Here is a 13,196-nt window from a genome sequence, read left to right on the forward strand (position 1 = left end):
ACATGGCTCAGGTAACGTTGCGTAAGGTCGTCAAGAAGTACGACGAGGTCCTCGCCGTCCGCGGCATCGACCTCGACATCACCGACAAGGAGTTCATCGTCCTGGTCGGCCCGTCGGGCTGCGGCAAGAGCACCACGCTCCGCATGATCGCGGGGCTGGAGGAGATCAGCGGCGGCGACATCGCGATCGGCGGCCACGTCGTCAACGACGTGCCGCCCAAGGACCGGGACATCGCCATGGTGTTCCAGAACTACGCGCTCTATCCGCACATGAACGTCTACGAGAACATGTCGTTCGGCCTGAAGCTCAAGAAGACTCCGAAGGACGTGATCGACCAGCGGGTCAGGCAGGCGGCGCAGATCCTCGACATCACGGAACTGCTCGACCGCAAGCCCAAGCAGCTCTCCGGCGGCCAGCGCCAGAGGGTCGCCATGGGCCGCGCCATCGTGCGCGATCCCAAGGTGTTCCTGTTCGACGAGCCGCTGTCCAACCTCGACGCCAAGCTGCGCGTGCAGATGCGCACCGAGATCAAGAAGGTGCACCAGAAGGTTCGCACCACCACGGTCTACGTGACCCACGACCAGGTCGAGGCGATGACCCTGGCCGACCGCGTGGTGGTCATGAACGGCGGCATCATCGAGCAGGTCGGCTCGCCGAACGACCTCTACCACTCGCCGGCCACCAAGTTCGTTGCGGGCTTCATCGGCTCGCCTGCGATGAATTTCATCACGTGCCAGCTGGAACAGGCGGCGGGTGCGTTGCGCGTCCGTCTGAACGACGCCCTGTCGTTCCCGGTGCCTGCCGACCGCACGGCCCGCTACACGCCGCATGTCGGCAAGCCCAACCTGATGCTGGGGCTGCGGCCCGAGCACATCATGGAGACGAGGCCCCACACCGAGCCCAACCAGCACGATTTCGACATGCTGATCGACGTCGTGGAGCCGATGGGCATGGAAACACTGGTTTATTTCACTGTGAACGGCCGGGAGGTCTGCGGCCGCGTCAATCCCAACGCGGGAGCGGAGCCGGCCCGTCCCATGAAGCTCCGGGCCGACCTCAGCAACATGCACCTGATCGACGACGGCACCGGCAAGGTGCTTTAATCGTCGCTTTCCAAGCGAGCGTTGAGGAGATTTTCATGGGTTCGTTGACGGGCAAGGTCGCCTGGGTGACCGGTGCTGGCTCGGGTATTGGACAGGCGGCGGCGGTCGCGCTGGCGAAAGAGGGCGCCACGATCGTGCTGACCGGCCGGCGCAGCGCGCCGCTCAAGGAAACGGCCGCCATGATCAAGAAGGCCGGTGGTGCGTCCGAAGTGAAGCCGGGCGACCTGATGAAGGCGGCCGCGGTCACCAAGATCGCCAAGGAGATCGAGAAGAAATATGGCCGTTGCGACATCCTGGTGAACAACGCCGGCCTGAACATCCTGAATCGCCAGTGGGCCAAGCTGACGCCGGCCGATGCCGAACTGGTGATCGACGGCAATCTCGCCAGCGCCTTCTACTGCACGACCGCGGTGCTGCCGATGATGCGCAAGCACAAGGATGGTGTGCTGATCCACACCTCCTCGGTGGCCGGCAAGGTGCCGAGCCTGCTGTCGGGCCCGGCCTATTCGGCGGCCAAGCACGGCGTGGTGGCGATGAGCCACACGATCAACATGGAGGAATGCGTCAACGGCATCCGCTCCTGCGTCGTTTGCCCGGGCGAGGTGGCAACGCCGATCCTCGACAAGCGCCCGGTGCCGATCACCCCGGCCGAGCGCAAGCGCATGGCGCAGTCGGAGGATGTCGGCGATCTGATCCGCTATGTCGCCTGCCTGCCGCCGCACATCGTCATCAACGAGGTGATGATCAACCCGACCTGGAACCGCGGCTACGTCGCGAGCCTGCAGCGCGGGAAGTCCTGACATGGGCAGCGTGACCATCAAGGCGAAGGAACTCGAATCCTTCGTCGCGGACATCTTTGCCGCCGCGGGATGCTCGAAGGAGGAGGGCGGCCGCATCGGCCGCTATCTCGTGAGCGCGAACCTGTCGGGCCACGACAGCCACGGCGTGGTGCGTGTGCCGCGCTACGCCTCGCAGAAGAAGAGCGGCACCGTCATTGCCGACGTGAAGGTCGACGTGCTGGTCGACACGCCGGTGATCGCCGTGGTCGACGGCAAGTACGGATTCGGCCAGACCGTGACGCCGCAGGCGGTACAGATCGGCATCGACAAGTGCCTGAAGAACGGCCTCTCGGCCGTGACTCTGCGCAATGCGGGCCATGTCGGCCGGGTCGGCGACTGGGCCGAGATGGCGGCCGAGGCGGGCCTCGTCTCGGTGCATTTCGTGAATGCCTCGGGCAGCGTGCTGGTGGCGCCCTATGGCGGTGTCGAGCGGCGTTTCTCGACAGCGCCCTATTGCGTCGGCGTTCCGCGGCCGGGCGAGGATCCGCTGATCCTCGACTTCGCCACCTCGATCGTGGCCGAGGGCAAGGTCCTGGTGACCAGCCAGGGCGGCAAGAAGCTGCCCGAGGGAGCGCTGATCGGCCCGGACGGCAAGCCGAGCGCCGATCCGCATCTGCTCTATGGCGACTACACGCCCACGGGGCCGCGTGACCACAGCAAGGGCACCGGCGCCATCCGCGCCTTCGGCGACCACAAGGGCTCGGGCCTCGCGTTCATGTGCGAGATCCTGGGTGGCTCGCTGTCGGGCACGGGCGCGACCGATCCCAAGCGCGGCCGCTTCGCCAATGGCATGCTGTCCTTCTACGTCGATCCCAAGGTGTTCGACGCCGAGGGCTTCTTCCCCACGGACATCGCCAAGTACGTCTCCTTCGTGAAGGGCTCCAAGCCCGTGACGCCCGGCGTCGAGATCCTGGTGCCGGGCGAGCAGGAATCGCGCACCCGCGCCCAGCGTCTTGCCGAGGGCGTGCCACTGCCGGACGATACCTGGGCCGCGATCGTGGAGACGGCCCGCGCGGTCGGCCTCGACGAGCGGCGCATCCAGCAGGCGACGATGTAGCCGTCAGCGGCCGGCGGCGCGTTGCAGCCGGTACAGGGAGCCTGCGACCGGATCGACGGACACCGGCGTCGCGACAAAGTCGGTGCGCAGCATGCGTTGCAGTGCACCGAGACGGGCGGCGTCGGCGACCATGCCGGTCTCTGTCAGCAGCTGCGCCTCGGGAATGTTCCACAGGCGCACGACGATCACCTCGTAGCCGAGCGCCAGCGCGCGGTCGATCTGCTGCCGCAATGCCTCGACGTGACGTTCGGTGCTCCAGTCGGGGTGGCGCAGGACGTCGCCCGTGAAGCCGATCCACTTGAACCTCGGCAGCGCCTGCGGCGCGGGCCCGAGCGCGGCAACACCCGGTTCCGAAGTACCCCAGTGCAGCGAGGCGTAGACCATCGTCCAGTCGAAGTCGTGCAGCAGGAATACCGTGCGCGATGGATCGCCCAGCTGCTCCAGTCGCTCGATCCCGAGGCGCCATTTGGTGTCGAGGCCGCGCAGTGGGGCGATGCTCCAGACGTTGTAGGCGAACAGCGCTACGGTGACGGCAGTCATCGCGGCGAGGCCGCGGGCGGGCCAGCGCCGGCGCGCGGCCAGCAGCACCAGCGCCCAGGCCGGCGTGACCCAGGCCATGACGTTGATCTGCATTTGCGGGTCCTGCGGCTGGGAGTAGAGGTTGAAGACCTCGCCGGCGAGGAAGGTGACGCCGAACACCGCGACAAGGGCGCGGGTCCGTTCGTCGCCTCGGGTCGGCCACAGGACCGAGCCGGCCACCCATGCCATGCCGATCAGCCAGAAAGTCGTGGCGAAGCGCCAGATGTCCCAACCAGGAATGCCGTCGAACGTGGTGACTCCCGTTCCCAGCAGATAGGCGACGATTCCGTCCCAGAGATAGCCGACCTTTGGCCAGGTGAAGCCGGCCCACACCGAGCGCACCGCCTTGCCCGTCCAGATGAGATCGAAGGGGCCGACGGCGCCTGGATGCCCGTGCCAGGCCAGCGCCATGAGGGCGGCCGTGGTGACCATCGCGCCGAGGAACAGTGCGATCCAGGCAAAGCGCAGCGACCAGCGTCGCTCGCAGAACCAGAGCGCGGCCAGCATCGCGGGTAGGGTGGGGAACATCAGCCGCCATTCGAACAGCCAGCCGATCGAGAACAGGACGGAGACCGCGGCGACCCGCGCCACCGACGGCCGGGCAAACCAGACCGCTCCCAGCGACATCGCCGCGAACATCACCGTATAGCTCGGCATGATGTCCTCGTTGACGATGGCAAGGAACATCACGTGACTGGTCGAGAGATGGAACGCCCCCGTCAGCCAGGCGATGACCCGGTCGCCCGTCACTGCGCGGGCGAGAAGGTAGGCCGCGCCGGTGCAGAGGCTCGCGCTCACGGCATTGAGGATCGTGAGCTGCCGCCGCGGATCGCCGGCGAAGACACCGAGCAGATCGAGCAGCCGGCAGAGTGCGCCGTAGGCGGGATAGAAGAGATAGTTCGAGGCGTAGAGCGGCGCGTTCGCCGGATCGACCACCCAGGGCTTCAGCTCGAGGCTCTTGAAGACGCCGTTGCCCGTCAGGCCGCCCTGCGCATTGTCGAACCAGAGGATGAGGGCGATCAGTACGGCGCCGCTGACGACGACGAGCAGCGCAAGATCGACGAACGTTGTGCGCGGCGAGCGGCCGTCCAGGAAGGGATGGGAAGGAGCCGGGAGGGTCATCGGGAGGGCCGGCGGCTGAGGCCACGGCGCTTGCGGCAGGAGCGCCCCGCGCGCACCATCCCGCCAGGCAACAGGAACGGGCGGATGGCATGTACCGGGTAACTTCCCAATTCAAGGCGACGACACTGGCGCGCTTCGCGGCGGCGCTGCATCAGCTCGACGACTGGAACCGCGAGCCCAACTGGAAGGAGGAGGAATGCCTCTTCCGTGCCCTGGGCTACATGAAGCGCGGCAACTTCAAGCTCGCCGAGGCGGAACTGAAGGAACTGACCGCCATCTTCACGTCGCCGCCGGACAAGAAGGCCGTTCCGCCCGATATCGGCCGGGAACGCTACACCAAGGCCCTGATGAAGCGGGGACTCGCCCAATTGAGGGGGGAGGCGGCCTGACGCCGTTCCAGAGACTCGAGATTGCCCCATGCCGGCGTTTCAGTAGCTGTTGTCGGCGGTATTCTCAACGATGCCGCGAATGAAGTCCCGGGAGGAAACGATGAAGAAGATGACAAGGCGCGCTGCCTGCGCGCTGGCGCTGGCAGTGGCCGCGGGCCCCGCGCGGGCGCAGGACTTTCCGTCCAAGTCCCTCAAGCTGGTGGTGCCCTATGCGCCGGGCGGCGGCGCCGATTCGGTAGCGCGCATCGTCGCGAAGAAAGTCAGCGAAAACATCGGCCAGCCGATCGTGATCGAGAACAAGGGCGGCGCCGGCTCGATCGTCGGCACCGACCTCGTCGCCAAGGCCGAGCCCGACGGCTACACGCTGCTACTCGGCCAGTCCGGCCCGATCTCGATCAACCCGGCCGTCTACAAGACGCTGCCCTACGATCCGGTGAAGGATTTCGCGCCCATCACCATGACCACGGCCTACCCCTACATCCTCGTCGTCAATTCGGAGGCGCCGGCCAAGACCCTGCAGGAGTTCGTGACGCTCGCCAAGAGCAAGCCCGGCGCCCTGAACTACGGTTCGACCGGCGTCGGCGCGGCCAACCATCTCGTGGCCGAGCTGTTCGCCAGCAAGGCCGGCCTCAAGATGACCCATGTGCCCTATCGCGGCACGGCGCTGGCGGTCGCTGATCTCGTCAGCGGCCAGTTGAACGTCGTGTTCGGCGATCCGATCAGCGTCCTGCCGCACATCAGGTCCGGCAAGCTGCGCGCGCTCGCCGTCACCAGCCTGGAGCGGTCGCCGGTGGCCCCGGAGGTGCCGACCATCGCCGAGAGCGGCTATCCCGGCTTCGAGGCGCTGGCCTGGCATGGCATCCTGGCGCCGGCCAGGACCCCACCTGCCGTCGTCAAGAAGCTGAACGCCGAGATCGTGAAGGCGCTGGCTGATCCCGCCACCAAGGAGCTGCTGGAGAAGCAGGCCATGCAGACGGTCGGGAACTCGCCGGAAGCGTTCGCTACCTTCATCCAGAAGGACATCGCGACCTGGAAGGCGGTCGCGGCGGCCGCCAACGTCACCGTCGAGTAGGCACCGCGAGCGCCAGCAGCGAGGAGACATCCTCGCTGCCGTCGAGCGCCCACACGGCGTCGATCAGCGGCTGGATGTCGTGGTCCGGCTCCCAGCGCCTGGCCTCGTCGCGCAGCTTGGCCTCGATCTCGGAATCCTTCAGCGGGTTGGACGAGCTGCCACGTGCCGCCTGGGTCGAGAGCGGGTGCTTCTTCCCGTCGGTCGTCCAGATGTCCATCTCGGCCGCGATGGTCGAGATGCGGTCATCTGCCGAGCATTCGAACTTGAGGCGCAGCGCCTTGATGGCGGGATCGGCGACGCAGGCATCGGTCAACTGATCGAGACCGGCTTTGCCGAGCACCAGCGCCGCCGCCACGCAATGCTGCAGGCTGACCTGCGCCTCGCGGCCCGTGGCGATGTCGGCGCGGTCCGTGCGCTGCAGCAGCAGGGGATTGCCGCGTACGGCGATCCGCTCGACCTGGCCGTCCGGATGGGCGCGGCGCCAGTCGAGCGCCAGGTCGAGCAAGGGATGGATCACGAAGCCCGCAGCATAGGGCTTGATCGAGTTGTGATTGACCTGCCAGTCCTCGCCCAGACCGTCGAGCAGGGCCTTCCAGTCGGGCGGCTCGCCCATGGCCGCGAGAAAGCCCTGCGCGCCGGCGATCGGCTCGGGCGGGCCGGCAAATCCCTTCTCCGCCAGCAGTGCCGAGAAGAGGCCGTTGCGTGCGGCATTGCCGACGCTCACGCTCTTCGCGGGCCAGCCGAGGCACTCGCAGAGGCCGGCGGACTGGGTCGAGGCGCTGCCCAGCGCCCAGACGGTGCGCTCGACGTCGAGGCCGAGCAGCTTGGTCGCACCCGCCGCCGAGCCGAACACGCCGCAGGTCGAGGTGATGTGCCAGCCCTTGGGATAGTGACCGGGCGAGACCGCGCCGCCGACCCGGCACTCGATCTCGAAGCCCAGTGCGAAGGCCAGCAGCAGCTCGGGTCCGGTCACCTTGCGGATTTCCGACAGGGCCAGCAGCGCGGGGGCGAGCGGCGAGGTCGGGTGAACGACCGTCGGCAGATGGGTGTCGCAATAGTCGAAGACGTTGGCGCCGGCCGCATTCAGGAAGGCGGCCGTCAGCGGGTCGATGCGCTCGGGCCGCCCGACGATGGTTGCCTGCCGGCCGCCCGAGAATTCGCCCAGGGTCCGCAGCGCCAGCTCGACCGGCTGGGTGCGGCACCCGGCGATCGCGACGGCGAAGAAGTTCAGCAGGGCCCGCTTGGCTTCGTGGCGGGCCTTCTCGGGAAGGTCGTCCCACTTCGTATCGACGATGAAACGGGCCAGTTCCGGGGTGACGCCTTGTCTCGGCAGCATGGTTACTCTTTCAATGAGGAAGCGTGTCTATTCACGGACCGCCGGGCCTTCGAGCCTGAGCGGGGCATCGGCGGAGGGCTTGATGCCTTCGTCGAGCCTCAGGCAGCCGGCGTTGAGCCCGTCCCCCGGCTTCCTGTCGACCGGGGCGATGAACAGCGCCGTGACCTTGATGTCGCCGACGGCGAGGCGCGCCTCGCTCAGCCAGCGGGTGGCGCGGATCGAGGCGCCACCCTTGTCGAGCGGAACCCAGCCGCACAGCACGGTGCGTTCTCCCGACGGGGCGATGCGCACATGCGCCGTGTCGCTGCCCTTGAAGCTGCCGGCGGCACTGTTCACCTGCCACTCGAAAGGCACGGGTCGGTAGAGTTGCGCATCGTCTGCCGAAACGTCGATCGTGCCGACATAATCGGCTTTCGCGAGCGACGGATCGCGCAGCCAGCCCTGCGAGGCCGCGATGCCGTACAGGACCAGCGCGGCCGCCAGCAGGAGCATCGCCCAGCGCGGGATGCCTGTCATGGTCTGGCCCGTCCGATCAGGCGAGGATGGTCGTCAGGCCGCCGTCGACCACCAGCGTGTGGCCGGTGATGTAGGCGCCGGCGTCCGAGGCCAGCAGCAGCAGGGCGCCACGCAGATCCTCGGGCTTGCCCCAGCGCGCGGCCGCGGTGCGGCGCTCGAGCATGTCGCTGAAGTCCTTGTTCTGCTGCAGGGGCACGTTGAGCTCGGTCCGGATGTAGCCGGGCGCGATCGCATTGGCGGTGACGTGCGGTCCGAACTCGGCCGCCAGGTTCTTGGTCAGGCCGACAAGCCCGTGCTTGGCGGAAACGTATCCCGCGACCGAGGCGCGGCCGAGGATCGCCATGACCGACGAGATGTTGACGATGCGGCCATACTTGCGCGTCAGCATGTGACGGCCGACCTCTCGGGCGACGATGAACTGCGAGACCAGGTCGGTTTCGATCACCTTGCGGAAATCGGTCGTTGCCGTGTCGACGATGTCCTGGCGATGGACGATCCCGGCATTGTTCACCAGCACGTCGATGCGGCGGTGCCTGGCCACGATGGCCGCGACCTTGGCGACGACATCGTGCTCGTCGGTCACGTCCATCGGAACCACGTGCGCCTTGCCGCCCTTGCGGCCGATGGCGCGGGCCGTCGCGTCGAGTTCCTTCACCGAGCGGCCGGCGCAGAGCACCGTTGCGCCGGCGCCCGCCAAGGCCAACGCCATGTCGCGTCCCAGTCCACGCGACGCGCCGGTCACCAGGGCCACGCGCTTCGTCATCGAAAAAAGATCGGCCATGTTCCCGCTTACCACCCGCTTCTTTGCCTTGGAGGCCGATCCTAGCCTATGAAAGGTGCCGCAGATATCGGGAGAAGCGACATGGCGAAATCGAACAAGGTGGCGATCGTGACGGGCTCGGCGACGGGGCTGGGCGCTTCCTGCGCGCTCGACCTGGCCGAGCGCGGCTGGAACGTCGCGATCAACTACACCAAGAGCAAGAAAGAGGCGGACGAGACCTACGAGGCGGTGAAGGCCAAGGGCGTCGAGGCGATCCTCGTCCAGGCCGACATGGGCCAGGACGCCGACTGCCGGAAGCTCGCCGCCGAGACCATGAAGAAGTGGGATCGCATCGACGGTCTGGTGAACAATGCCGGCACCACCAAGTTCCAGAACCAGGGCGACCTCGACGGCGTCACGCCCGAGGATTTCGATCGCATCCTGCGGGTCAACGTGACCGGCCCCTATATGATGAGCCGCGCCGTCTATCCGACGATGAAGAAGCAGTGGGAGACCCATCAGGACCGCGGTTCGATCGTCAACATCTCCTCGATCGCTGGCGTCATGGGTGTCGGCAGCTCGATCCCCTATGCCTGCTCCAAGGGTGCGCTCAACACCTTGACCCTCACGCTCGCGCGCTGGCTGTCGCCGGCAGTCAGGGTCAACACGGTCTGCCCGGGCTTCATCCAGACGCGCTGGCTGCTGGGCGGCATGGGTGAGGAAAACTACAACAAGATGAAGATGGGCCAGGAGCAGAACACCCCGCTGCGCCAGGCCGGCACGCCCGAGCAGATGGCGGAGGCCGTGATGTTCTTCCTGACCAGTGCCAGCAACATCACCGGCGAGTTCCTGATCGTCGACGCCGGCACCCATCTCGCCAGCCTGCCGATGAAGGCGCGCTGACGACGCGTTCTTGCCGTGAACGTGCGGCGCGACAGAAGAGGTTTTCCTTTCGGATAACGTCTCTTCATGTGGCGCCGCACATCTTCTCCATGGCGTGGAAAGGGGGTGGGTCCAAGATCATCCGAACATCTTCGGAGGTCCTGGACCATGACTCTGCAGGAACAACTCGACGTCTTCTCCAACCTGTCGAGCGTCGTCGCCGACATGAACTATCTCGTGCCGATGGTGGAGCGGCCGCGCAACTACACGTTCGACCCACCGCCCGGCATCCCGCGCAGCAATGCCGAGCACGAAGCGCACGCCGTCGCGATCCGTGACGCGCGGCCTCTCGCCGACAAGGTGTCGCTCGACGCCAACGGCTTTGCGCTCGTCCGGCATCGCAGCGACGTGAAGGACTTCTTCGACGACGAGGAGGTTCGCCGTATCTACTATCCAGAAGTCGAGCGTCTCGTACGGGAAGCCACGGGCGCGGACCGGGTTCACATCTTCGACCACACGACCCGCCGCCGCGTGCCCGATGCCGAGACCCAGGCGGATGCCCCGCGCCAGCCGGTCCGTCGTGTCCATATCGACCACACGGCGCGGTCGGGGCCGCAGCGGGTGCGGGATCTTCTGCCCGATGAGGCCGTGGAGCTGCTGAAGGGCAGGGTGCAGGTGATCAACCTGTGGCGTCCCATCAAGGGGCCGCTGCTCGATTCACCCCTCGCGGTCTGTGATGCAACGAGCATCGTGCTGGACGACCTGGTGCCGTCGGATCTCGTCTATCCGCATCGGGTCGGCGAGACCTACTCGGTGAAGTTCAATCCCGCGCATCGCTGGTACTACGTACCGCAGATGCGGACCGACGAGGCGCTGCTGCTGAAATGCTGCGATACGTCGACCGGCGTTCCGGCGCGCTATACGCCGCACAGCGCCTTCACCGACCCGACGGCGCCCATCGATGCCCCGCCGCGCGAAAGCATCGAGGTCAGGACGCTGGTGTTCCACCGGTCCTGACGGTGACTACGGAATCTCGTGGCCGCGGCCGATGTTGCGGACTACTTCCTTGAGGTGCGGCTTCACCTCGAGCAGAGCCTTCCGATAGGCGACAAGGCCCCGCAGCATGGCGCCGTCGCGCTTCAGCAGCGTGTCGGCGAATTCGACCATGCGGGTGTTGGGCCAGCCGTGCTGGCGCAGCTCCAGCAGCTTCAGGAAGGCCTGTTCCTCGGTTCCCGGTGCGAACTGCGTCATCAGGATGGCGGCGGCGGCAGTCGAACGTGAAATGCCTGCGTGGCAATGGACCAGTACGTGGCCATCGGGCCGGGCATGGACGCGTTCGCCGAAGGCCAGCACCTTCTCGATATGGGCCTGCGTGCAGGCCTCGAAGCCGGGATACTCCGCCACGACGTCGTCGAAGCGGATCAGCTCGTGTTCGAAGTCGGAGTAGGTGTCGAGCGCGGGTGGGCGCGGTTCGTGGGTGTCGATGATCGACAGGACGTGGCTGACGCCGACGGCGCAGTGCTGCGGCAGCTCGGGAATGCCGCAGATCGTGACCTTGAAGGGAGGGAGTGACATGGCTCGACCCTACAACAACCCACGCGCCATGTGCAGCCCGAGGGCCAGCAGCCCGACCAGGAAAACCCGGCGGAACATCTCTGGAGACAGGGCATTGCGAGACTTCTGGCCGAGCCAGACGCCGATCGAGGTCGGCACGATGGCGGCAATCCCGCCGATGACGTTCGTGGTGTCGAAGGCCCCTTGGCGAAACAGCGCGAAGGTGAGAGCACCGATCAGGAAGATGAAGAGGATGCCCAGCGCCTGGACGAGGTCGTTCTTGTCGATGTCCAGCGACTGCATGTAGGGCAGGAACGGCACCGCCGCGATGCCGGTGAAACCGGCGACGCCGCCGCTGGCAATGCCCATCAGCGGGTTCATCCAGCGTTCGGCCTGCCGCGACACCCGCGGACGCCACGCCAGGAGCACGATGGTCGAATAGACGGCCAGCATCACGCCCAGCCAGGCCGAGGCCTGGGCCGAGCCGAGCTTGCCCAGGGTCGCTGCCACCAGGATCAGCGTGACGGTCGCGGTGAGGGCCAGCGTCCAGAACCGGCGGAACAGGCGCAGCAGGCCGGAGCCGTAGCCGGCCTGCCAGACGTTCGTGGCCAGCGTCGGAATGGTCATGATCGCCAGCGCGTCGTCGAGAGGCACGGCCAGGGTCATCAGGCCCACGGCGATCGGCGGCAGGCCGATGCCGACCGCTCCCTTGGCGATGCCGGCGACGATGAAGGCGACGACGATCACCAGGATCTGGATTTCGGTCATCAGGGCAGAACGCCTTTCACCAGCCGGTCGAACGCCTCCCAGAACAGGGCGCGGATCTCGTCGGTTTCCATCATGATCTCGTGGCGGGCATGGCCGATCGTGAAGTGCTCGCCATGCTTCAGCCGCGCCACCAGGGGGCCATGCGATCGGGAGTCGATCAGCCGGTCCTCGCCGGCGCTGATGACGAGGAGCGGAATGTCGATGCGCTCGAGATAGCCGGGCGCCTGGACGGCGGCCATCGAACGGACGGCCTGGCGGGACCAGCCGAGCGTCGGTCCGCCCAGCGACAGCCGCGGATCGGCGGTGAACCAGTCCTCGGTGAAGCGATAGCGGCGCTCGTCATGGGTCACGAAATTCGAGGCGAATTCCCGGGCAAGGAGGACGAAGGGACCGGTCCCGAACAGGTAGCGTTCCTCGACGGCGGGGACCTCGGGCATGATCATCAGGACCGACCGCAGCATCGCCTCGCGGCGAAGGGCCGTCATGGGCGACACGAACAAAGCGGCGGAGAAGGGGCCGGTCCCGTTTTCGGCCATCTCGCGCATCATGATATGGCTGCCCATCGAGTGGCAGAGGGCCAGTACCGGGCGAGGCGCTTCGGGCGAAACGACGGTTTCCAGGAACAGCCGGAGGTCGGCCATATAAGTCGCGAAGGTGTCGATGTGTCCCTTGCCGCGATCCTGCAGCGGCCTGTCCGAAAGGCCCTGGCCCCGCCAGTCGACGGCGGCCACCGCGAACCCGCGCTCCAGCAGGTCGCCCACCACCTCGGTCGCGTACTTCTCGATGAACTCGCCCCGGCCGGTCAGGATGACGACGGTACCGCGGGCGGCGCCCAAGGCGTTCCACCATGCGTAACGAAGGCGCGCTCCGGCGCGCTCGAGGAAGCCGTAACGATCTGCCGCGCGATAGGTTGCGCTAAGAGAGGCAGGTATCGTTACGGGGGCTGCGGCGGGGTCCTGATCGCTCATTGTTTGTGGCGTTTTGGCGAAGGACGGGCGTCAAGGCCAGCAAAGAATTGGGCATTTTAGCCATCATCCCCTTCGGTCTCTTTACCGTACCGGGAGCCGCAGGTTATAGAACGCCTGTGTCGCCTTACCGACTGCGAAGGGTCGCCGTCGAGGAAATCGGGCGCAAGGAAACCTCGAAGAGGTCCGCCGCACTGCGTGGTAGTCGGCTCGCTGGAAGAGTCGATCCGGGCACGGTCCTTGCGTCGACGATT

At 66.7% G+C, this 13,196-nt stretch carries 14 protein-coding genes; 7 read left to right on the forward strand and 7 right to left on the reverse strand.

Annotated features, from left to right (window positions below; translation table 11 throughout):
* Nucleotides 1-2: 2 nt before the first annotated feature.
* From ugpC to EPO41_RS19645, 3 genes are read left to right on the forward strand one after another with little or no spacing between them, the layout of a single operon-like run.
* On the forward strand, nt 3-1,103 hold the full coding sequence (ugpC, locus tag EPO41_RS19635; protein WP_296328504.1) for a sn-glycerol-3-phosphate ABC transporter ATP-binding protein UgpC: 1,101 nt from the start codon (nt 3-5) through the stop codon (nt 1,101-1,103).
* Nucleotides 1,104-1,138: 35 nt separating this feature from the next.
* Nucleotides 1,139-1,903, forward strand: coding sequence for an SDR family oxidoreductase (locus EPO41_RS19640; RefSeq protein WP_296328507.1), 765 nt, complete (start codon nt 1,139-1,141; stop codon nt 1,901-1,903).
* A 1-nt stretch (nt 1,904) separates the two neighbouring features.
* Entirely contained in the window at nt 1,905-2,999 is a 1,095-nt protein-coding gene (locus EPO41_RS19645) for a malate/lactate/ureidoglycolate dehydrogenase (RefSeq protein ID WP_296328509.1), read from the forward strand.
* A gap of 3 nt (nt 3,000-3,002) precedes the next feature.
* Here the strand turns inward: EPO41_RS19645 and EPO41_RS19650 are convergent, their stop codons facing one another.
* A complete protein-coding gene (locus EPO41_RS19650; RefSeq protein ID WP_296328512.1) occupies nt 3,003-4,700 on the reverse strand; it encodes a hypothetical protein in 1,698 nt (565 codons plus the stop codon).
* A gap of 89 nt (nt 4,701-4,789) precedes the next feature.
* Between EPO41_RS19650 and EPO41_RS19655 the strand changes: the two genes are divergently transcribed.
* Nucleotides 4,790-5,089, forward strand: a complete 300-nt coding sequence (locus tag EPO41_RS19655; RefSeq protein WP_296328514.1) for a hypothetical protein — start codon at nt 4,790-4,792, stop codon at nt 5,087-5,089.
* Nucleotides 5,090-5,189: 100 nt separating this feature from the next.
* Complete coding sequence (locus EPO41_RS19660; protein ID WP_296328516.1) at nt 5,190-6,161, forward strand: tripartite tricarboxylate transporter substrate binding protein; 972 nt, start codon at nt 5,190-5,192, stop codon at nt 6,159-6,161.
* Here the strand turns inward: EPO41_RS19660 and EPO41_RS19665 are convergent.
* The 3 genes from EPO41_RS19665 to EPO41_RS19675 are packed head-to-tail and all read right to left on the reverse strand — an operon-like array spanning nt 6,148 to nt 8,776.
* Entirely contained in the window at nt 6,148-7,497 is a 1,350-nt protein-coding gene (locus EPO41_RS19665; RefSeq protein ID WP_296328519.1) for an MmgE/PrpD family protein, read from the reverse strand. The two genes, EPO41_RS19660 and EPO41_RS19665, sit on opposite strands and share 14 nt — an antisense overlap.
* Nucleotides 7,498-7,524: 27 nt before the next feature.
* On the reverse strand, nt 7,525-8,013 hold the full coding sequence (locus EPO41_RS19670) for a hypothetical protein (protein WP_296328520.1): 489 nt from the start codon (nt 8,011-8,013) through the stop codon (nt 7,525-7,527).
* A 16-nt stretch (nt 8,014-8,029) separates the two neighbouring features.
* Nucleotides 8,030-8,776 (reverse strand): SDR family oxidoreductase, encoded by a 747-nt coding sequence (locus EPO41_RS19675; protein WP_296328523.1) that lies wholly within the window; start codon nt 8,774-8,776, stop codon nt 8,030-8,032.
* A gap of 99 nt (nt 8,777-8,875) precedes the next feature.
* Between EPO41_RS19675 and EPO41_RS19680 the strand changes: the two genes are divergently transcribed.
* Nucleotides 8,876-9,676, forward strand: a complete 801-nt coding sequence (locus tag EPO41_RS19680; protein ID WP_296328525.1) for an SDR family oxidoreductase — start codon at nt 8,876-8,878, stop codon at nt 9,674-9,676.
* Between the two features lie 147 nt (nt 9,677-9,823).
* The gene (locus EPO41_RS19685) at nt 9,824-10,672 is read left to right on the forward strand and encodes a CmcJ/NvfI family oxidoreductase (protein WP_296328528.1); all 849 of its coding nucleotides are present in this window, start codon (nt 9,824-9,826) and stop codon (nt 10,670-10,672) included.
* A 6-nt stretch (nt 10,673-10,678) separates the two neighbouring features.
* Here EPO41_RS19685 and EPO41_RS19690 read toward each other — a convergent pair whose 3' ends face one another.
* The 3 genes from EPO41_RS19690 to EPO41_RS19700 are packed head-to-tail and all read right to left on the reverse strand — an operon-like array spanning nt 10,679 to nt 12,813.
* Complete coding sequence (locus EPO41_RS19690; protein WP_296328531.1) at nt 10,679-11,230, reverse strand: protein-tyrosine-phosphatase; 552 nt, start codon at nt 11,228-11,230, stop codon at nt 10,679-10,681.
* 9 nt (nt 11,231-11,239) lie between these two features.
* A complete protein-coding gene (locus EPO41_RS19695; RefSeq protein ID WP_296328533.1) occupies nt 11,240-11,977 on the reverse strand; it encodes a sulfite exporter TauE/SafE family protein in 738 nt (245 codons plus the stop codon).
* Nucleotides 11,977-12,813 carry an alpha/beta fold hydrolase gene (locus EPO41_RS19700; protein ID WP_296328536.1) on the reverse strand — a complete coding sequence of 279 codons (837 nt, stop codon included), beginning with the start codon at nt 12,811-12,813 and terminating at the stop codon, nt 11,977-11,979. Before EPO41_RS19700 ends, EPO41_RS19695 begins: the two co-directional genes overlap by 1 nt.
* Nucleotides 12,814-13,196 lie beyond the last annotated feature (383 nt).

This window comes from Reyranella sp. (assembly GCF_004297265.1).
Classification (GTDB): domain Bacteria; phylum Pseudomonadota; class Alphaproteobacteria; order Reyranellales; family Reyranellaceae; genus Reyranella.

What these genes read in the sequence shown, in the direction of transcription:
- EPO41_RS19670 (WP_296328520.1), bottom strand. Translation starts at nt 8,013, where the DNA reads ATGACAGGCATCCCGCGCTGGGCGATGCTCCTGCTGGCGGCCGCGCTG.
- EPO41_RS19660 (WP_296328516.1), top strand. Translation starts at nt 5,190, where the DNA reads ATGAAGAAGATGACAAGGCGCGCTGCCTGCGCGCTGGCGCTGGCAGTG.
- EPO41_RS19695 (WP_296328533.1), bottom strand. Translation starts at nt 11,977, where the DNA reads ATGACCGAAATCCAGATCCTGGTGATCGTCGTCGCCTTCATCGTCGCC.
- EPO41_RS19650 (WP_296328512.1), bottom strand. Translation starts at nt 4,700, where the DNA reads ATGACCCTCCCGGCTCCTTCCCATCCCTTCCTGGACGGCCGCTCGCCG.
- EPO41_RS19665 (WP_296328519.1), bottom strand. Translation starts at nt 7,497, where the DNA reads ATGCTGCCGAGACAAGGCGTCACCCCGGAACTGGCCCGTTTCATCGTC.
- EPO41_RS19675 (WP_296328523.1), bottom strand. Translation starts at nt 8,776, where the DNA reads ATGACGAAGCGCGTGGCCCTGGTGACCGGCGCGTCGCGTGGACTGGGA.
- EPO41_RS19640 (WP_296328507.1), top strand. Translation starts at nt 1,139, where the DNA reads ATGGGTTCGTTGACGGGCAAGGTCGCCTGGGTGACCGGTGCTGGCTCG.
- EPO41_RS19685 (WP_296328528.1), top strand. Translation starts at nt 9,824, where the DNA reads ATGACTCTGCAGGAACAACTCGACGTCTTCTCCAACCTGTCGAGCGTC.
- ugpC (WP_296328504.1), top strand. Translation starts at nt 3, where the DNA reads ATGGCTCAGGTAACGTTGCGTAAGGTCGTCAAGAAGTACGACGAGGTC.
- EPO41_RS19680 (WP_296328525.1), top strand. Translation starts at nt 8,876, where the DNA reads ATGGCGAAATCGAACAAGGTGGCGATCGTGACGGGCTCGGCGACGGGG.
- EPO41_RS19690 (WP_296328531.1), bottom strand. Translation starts at nt 11,230, where the DNA reads ATGTCACTCCCTCCCTTCAAGGTCACGATCTGCGGCATTCCCGAGCTG.
- EPO41_RS19645 (WP_296328509.1), top strand. Translation starts at nt 1,905, where the DNA reads ATGGGCAGCGTGACCATCAAGGCGAAGGAACTCGAATCCTTCGTCGCG.
- EPO41_RS19655 (WP_296328514.1), top strand. Translation starts at nt 4,790, where the DNA reads ATGTACCGGGTAACTTCCCAATTCAAGGCGACGACACTGGCGCGCTTC.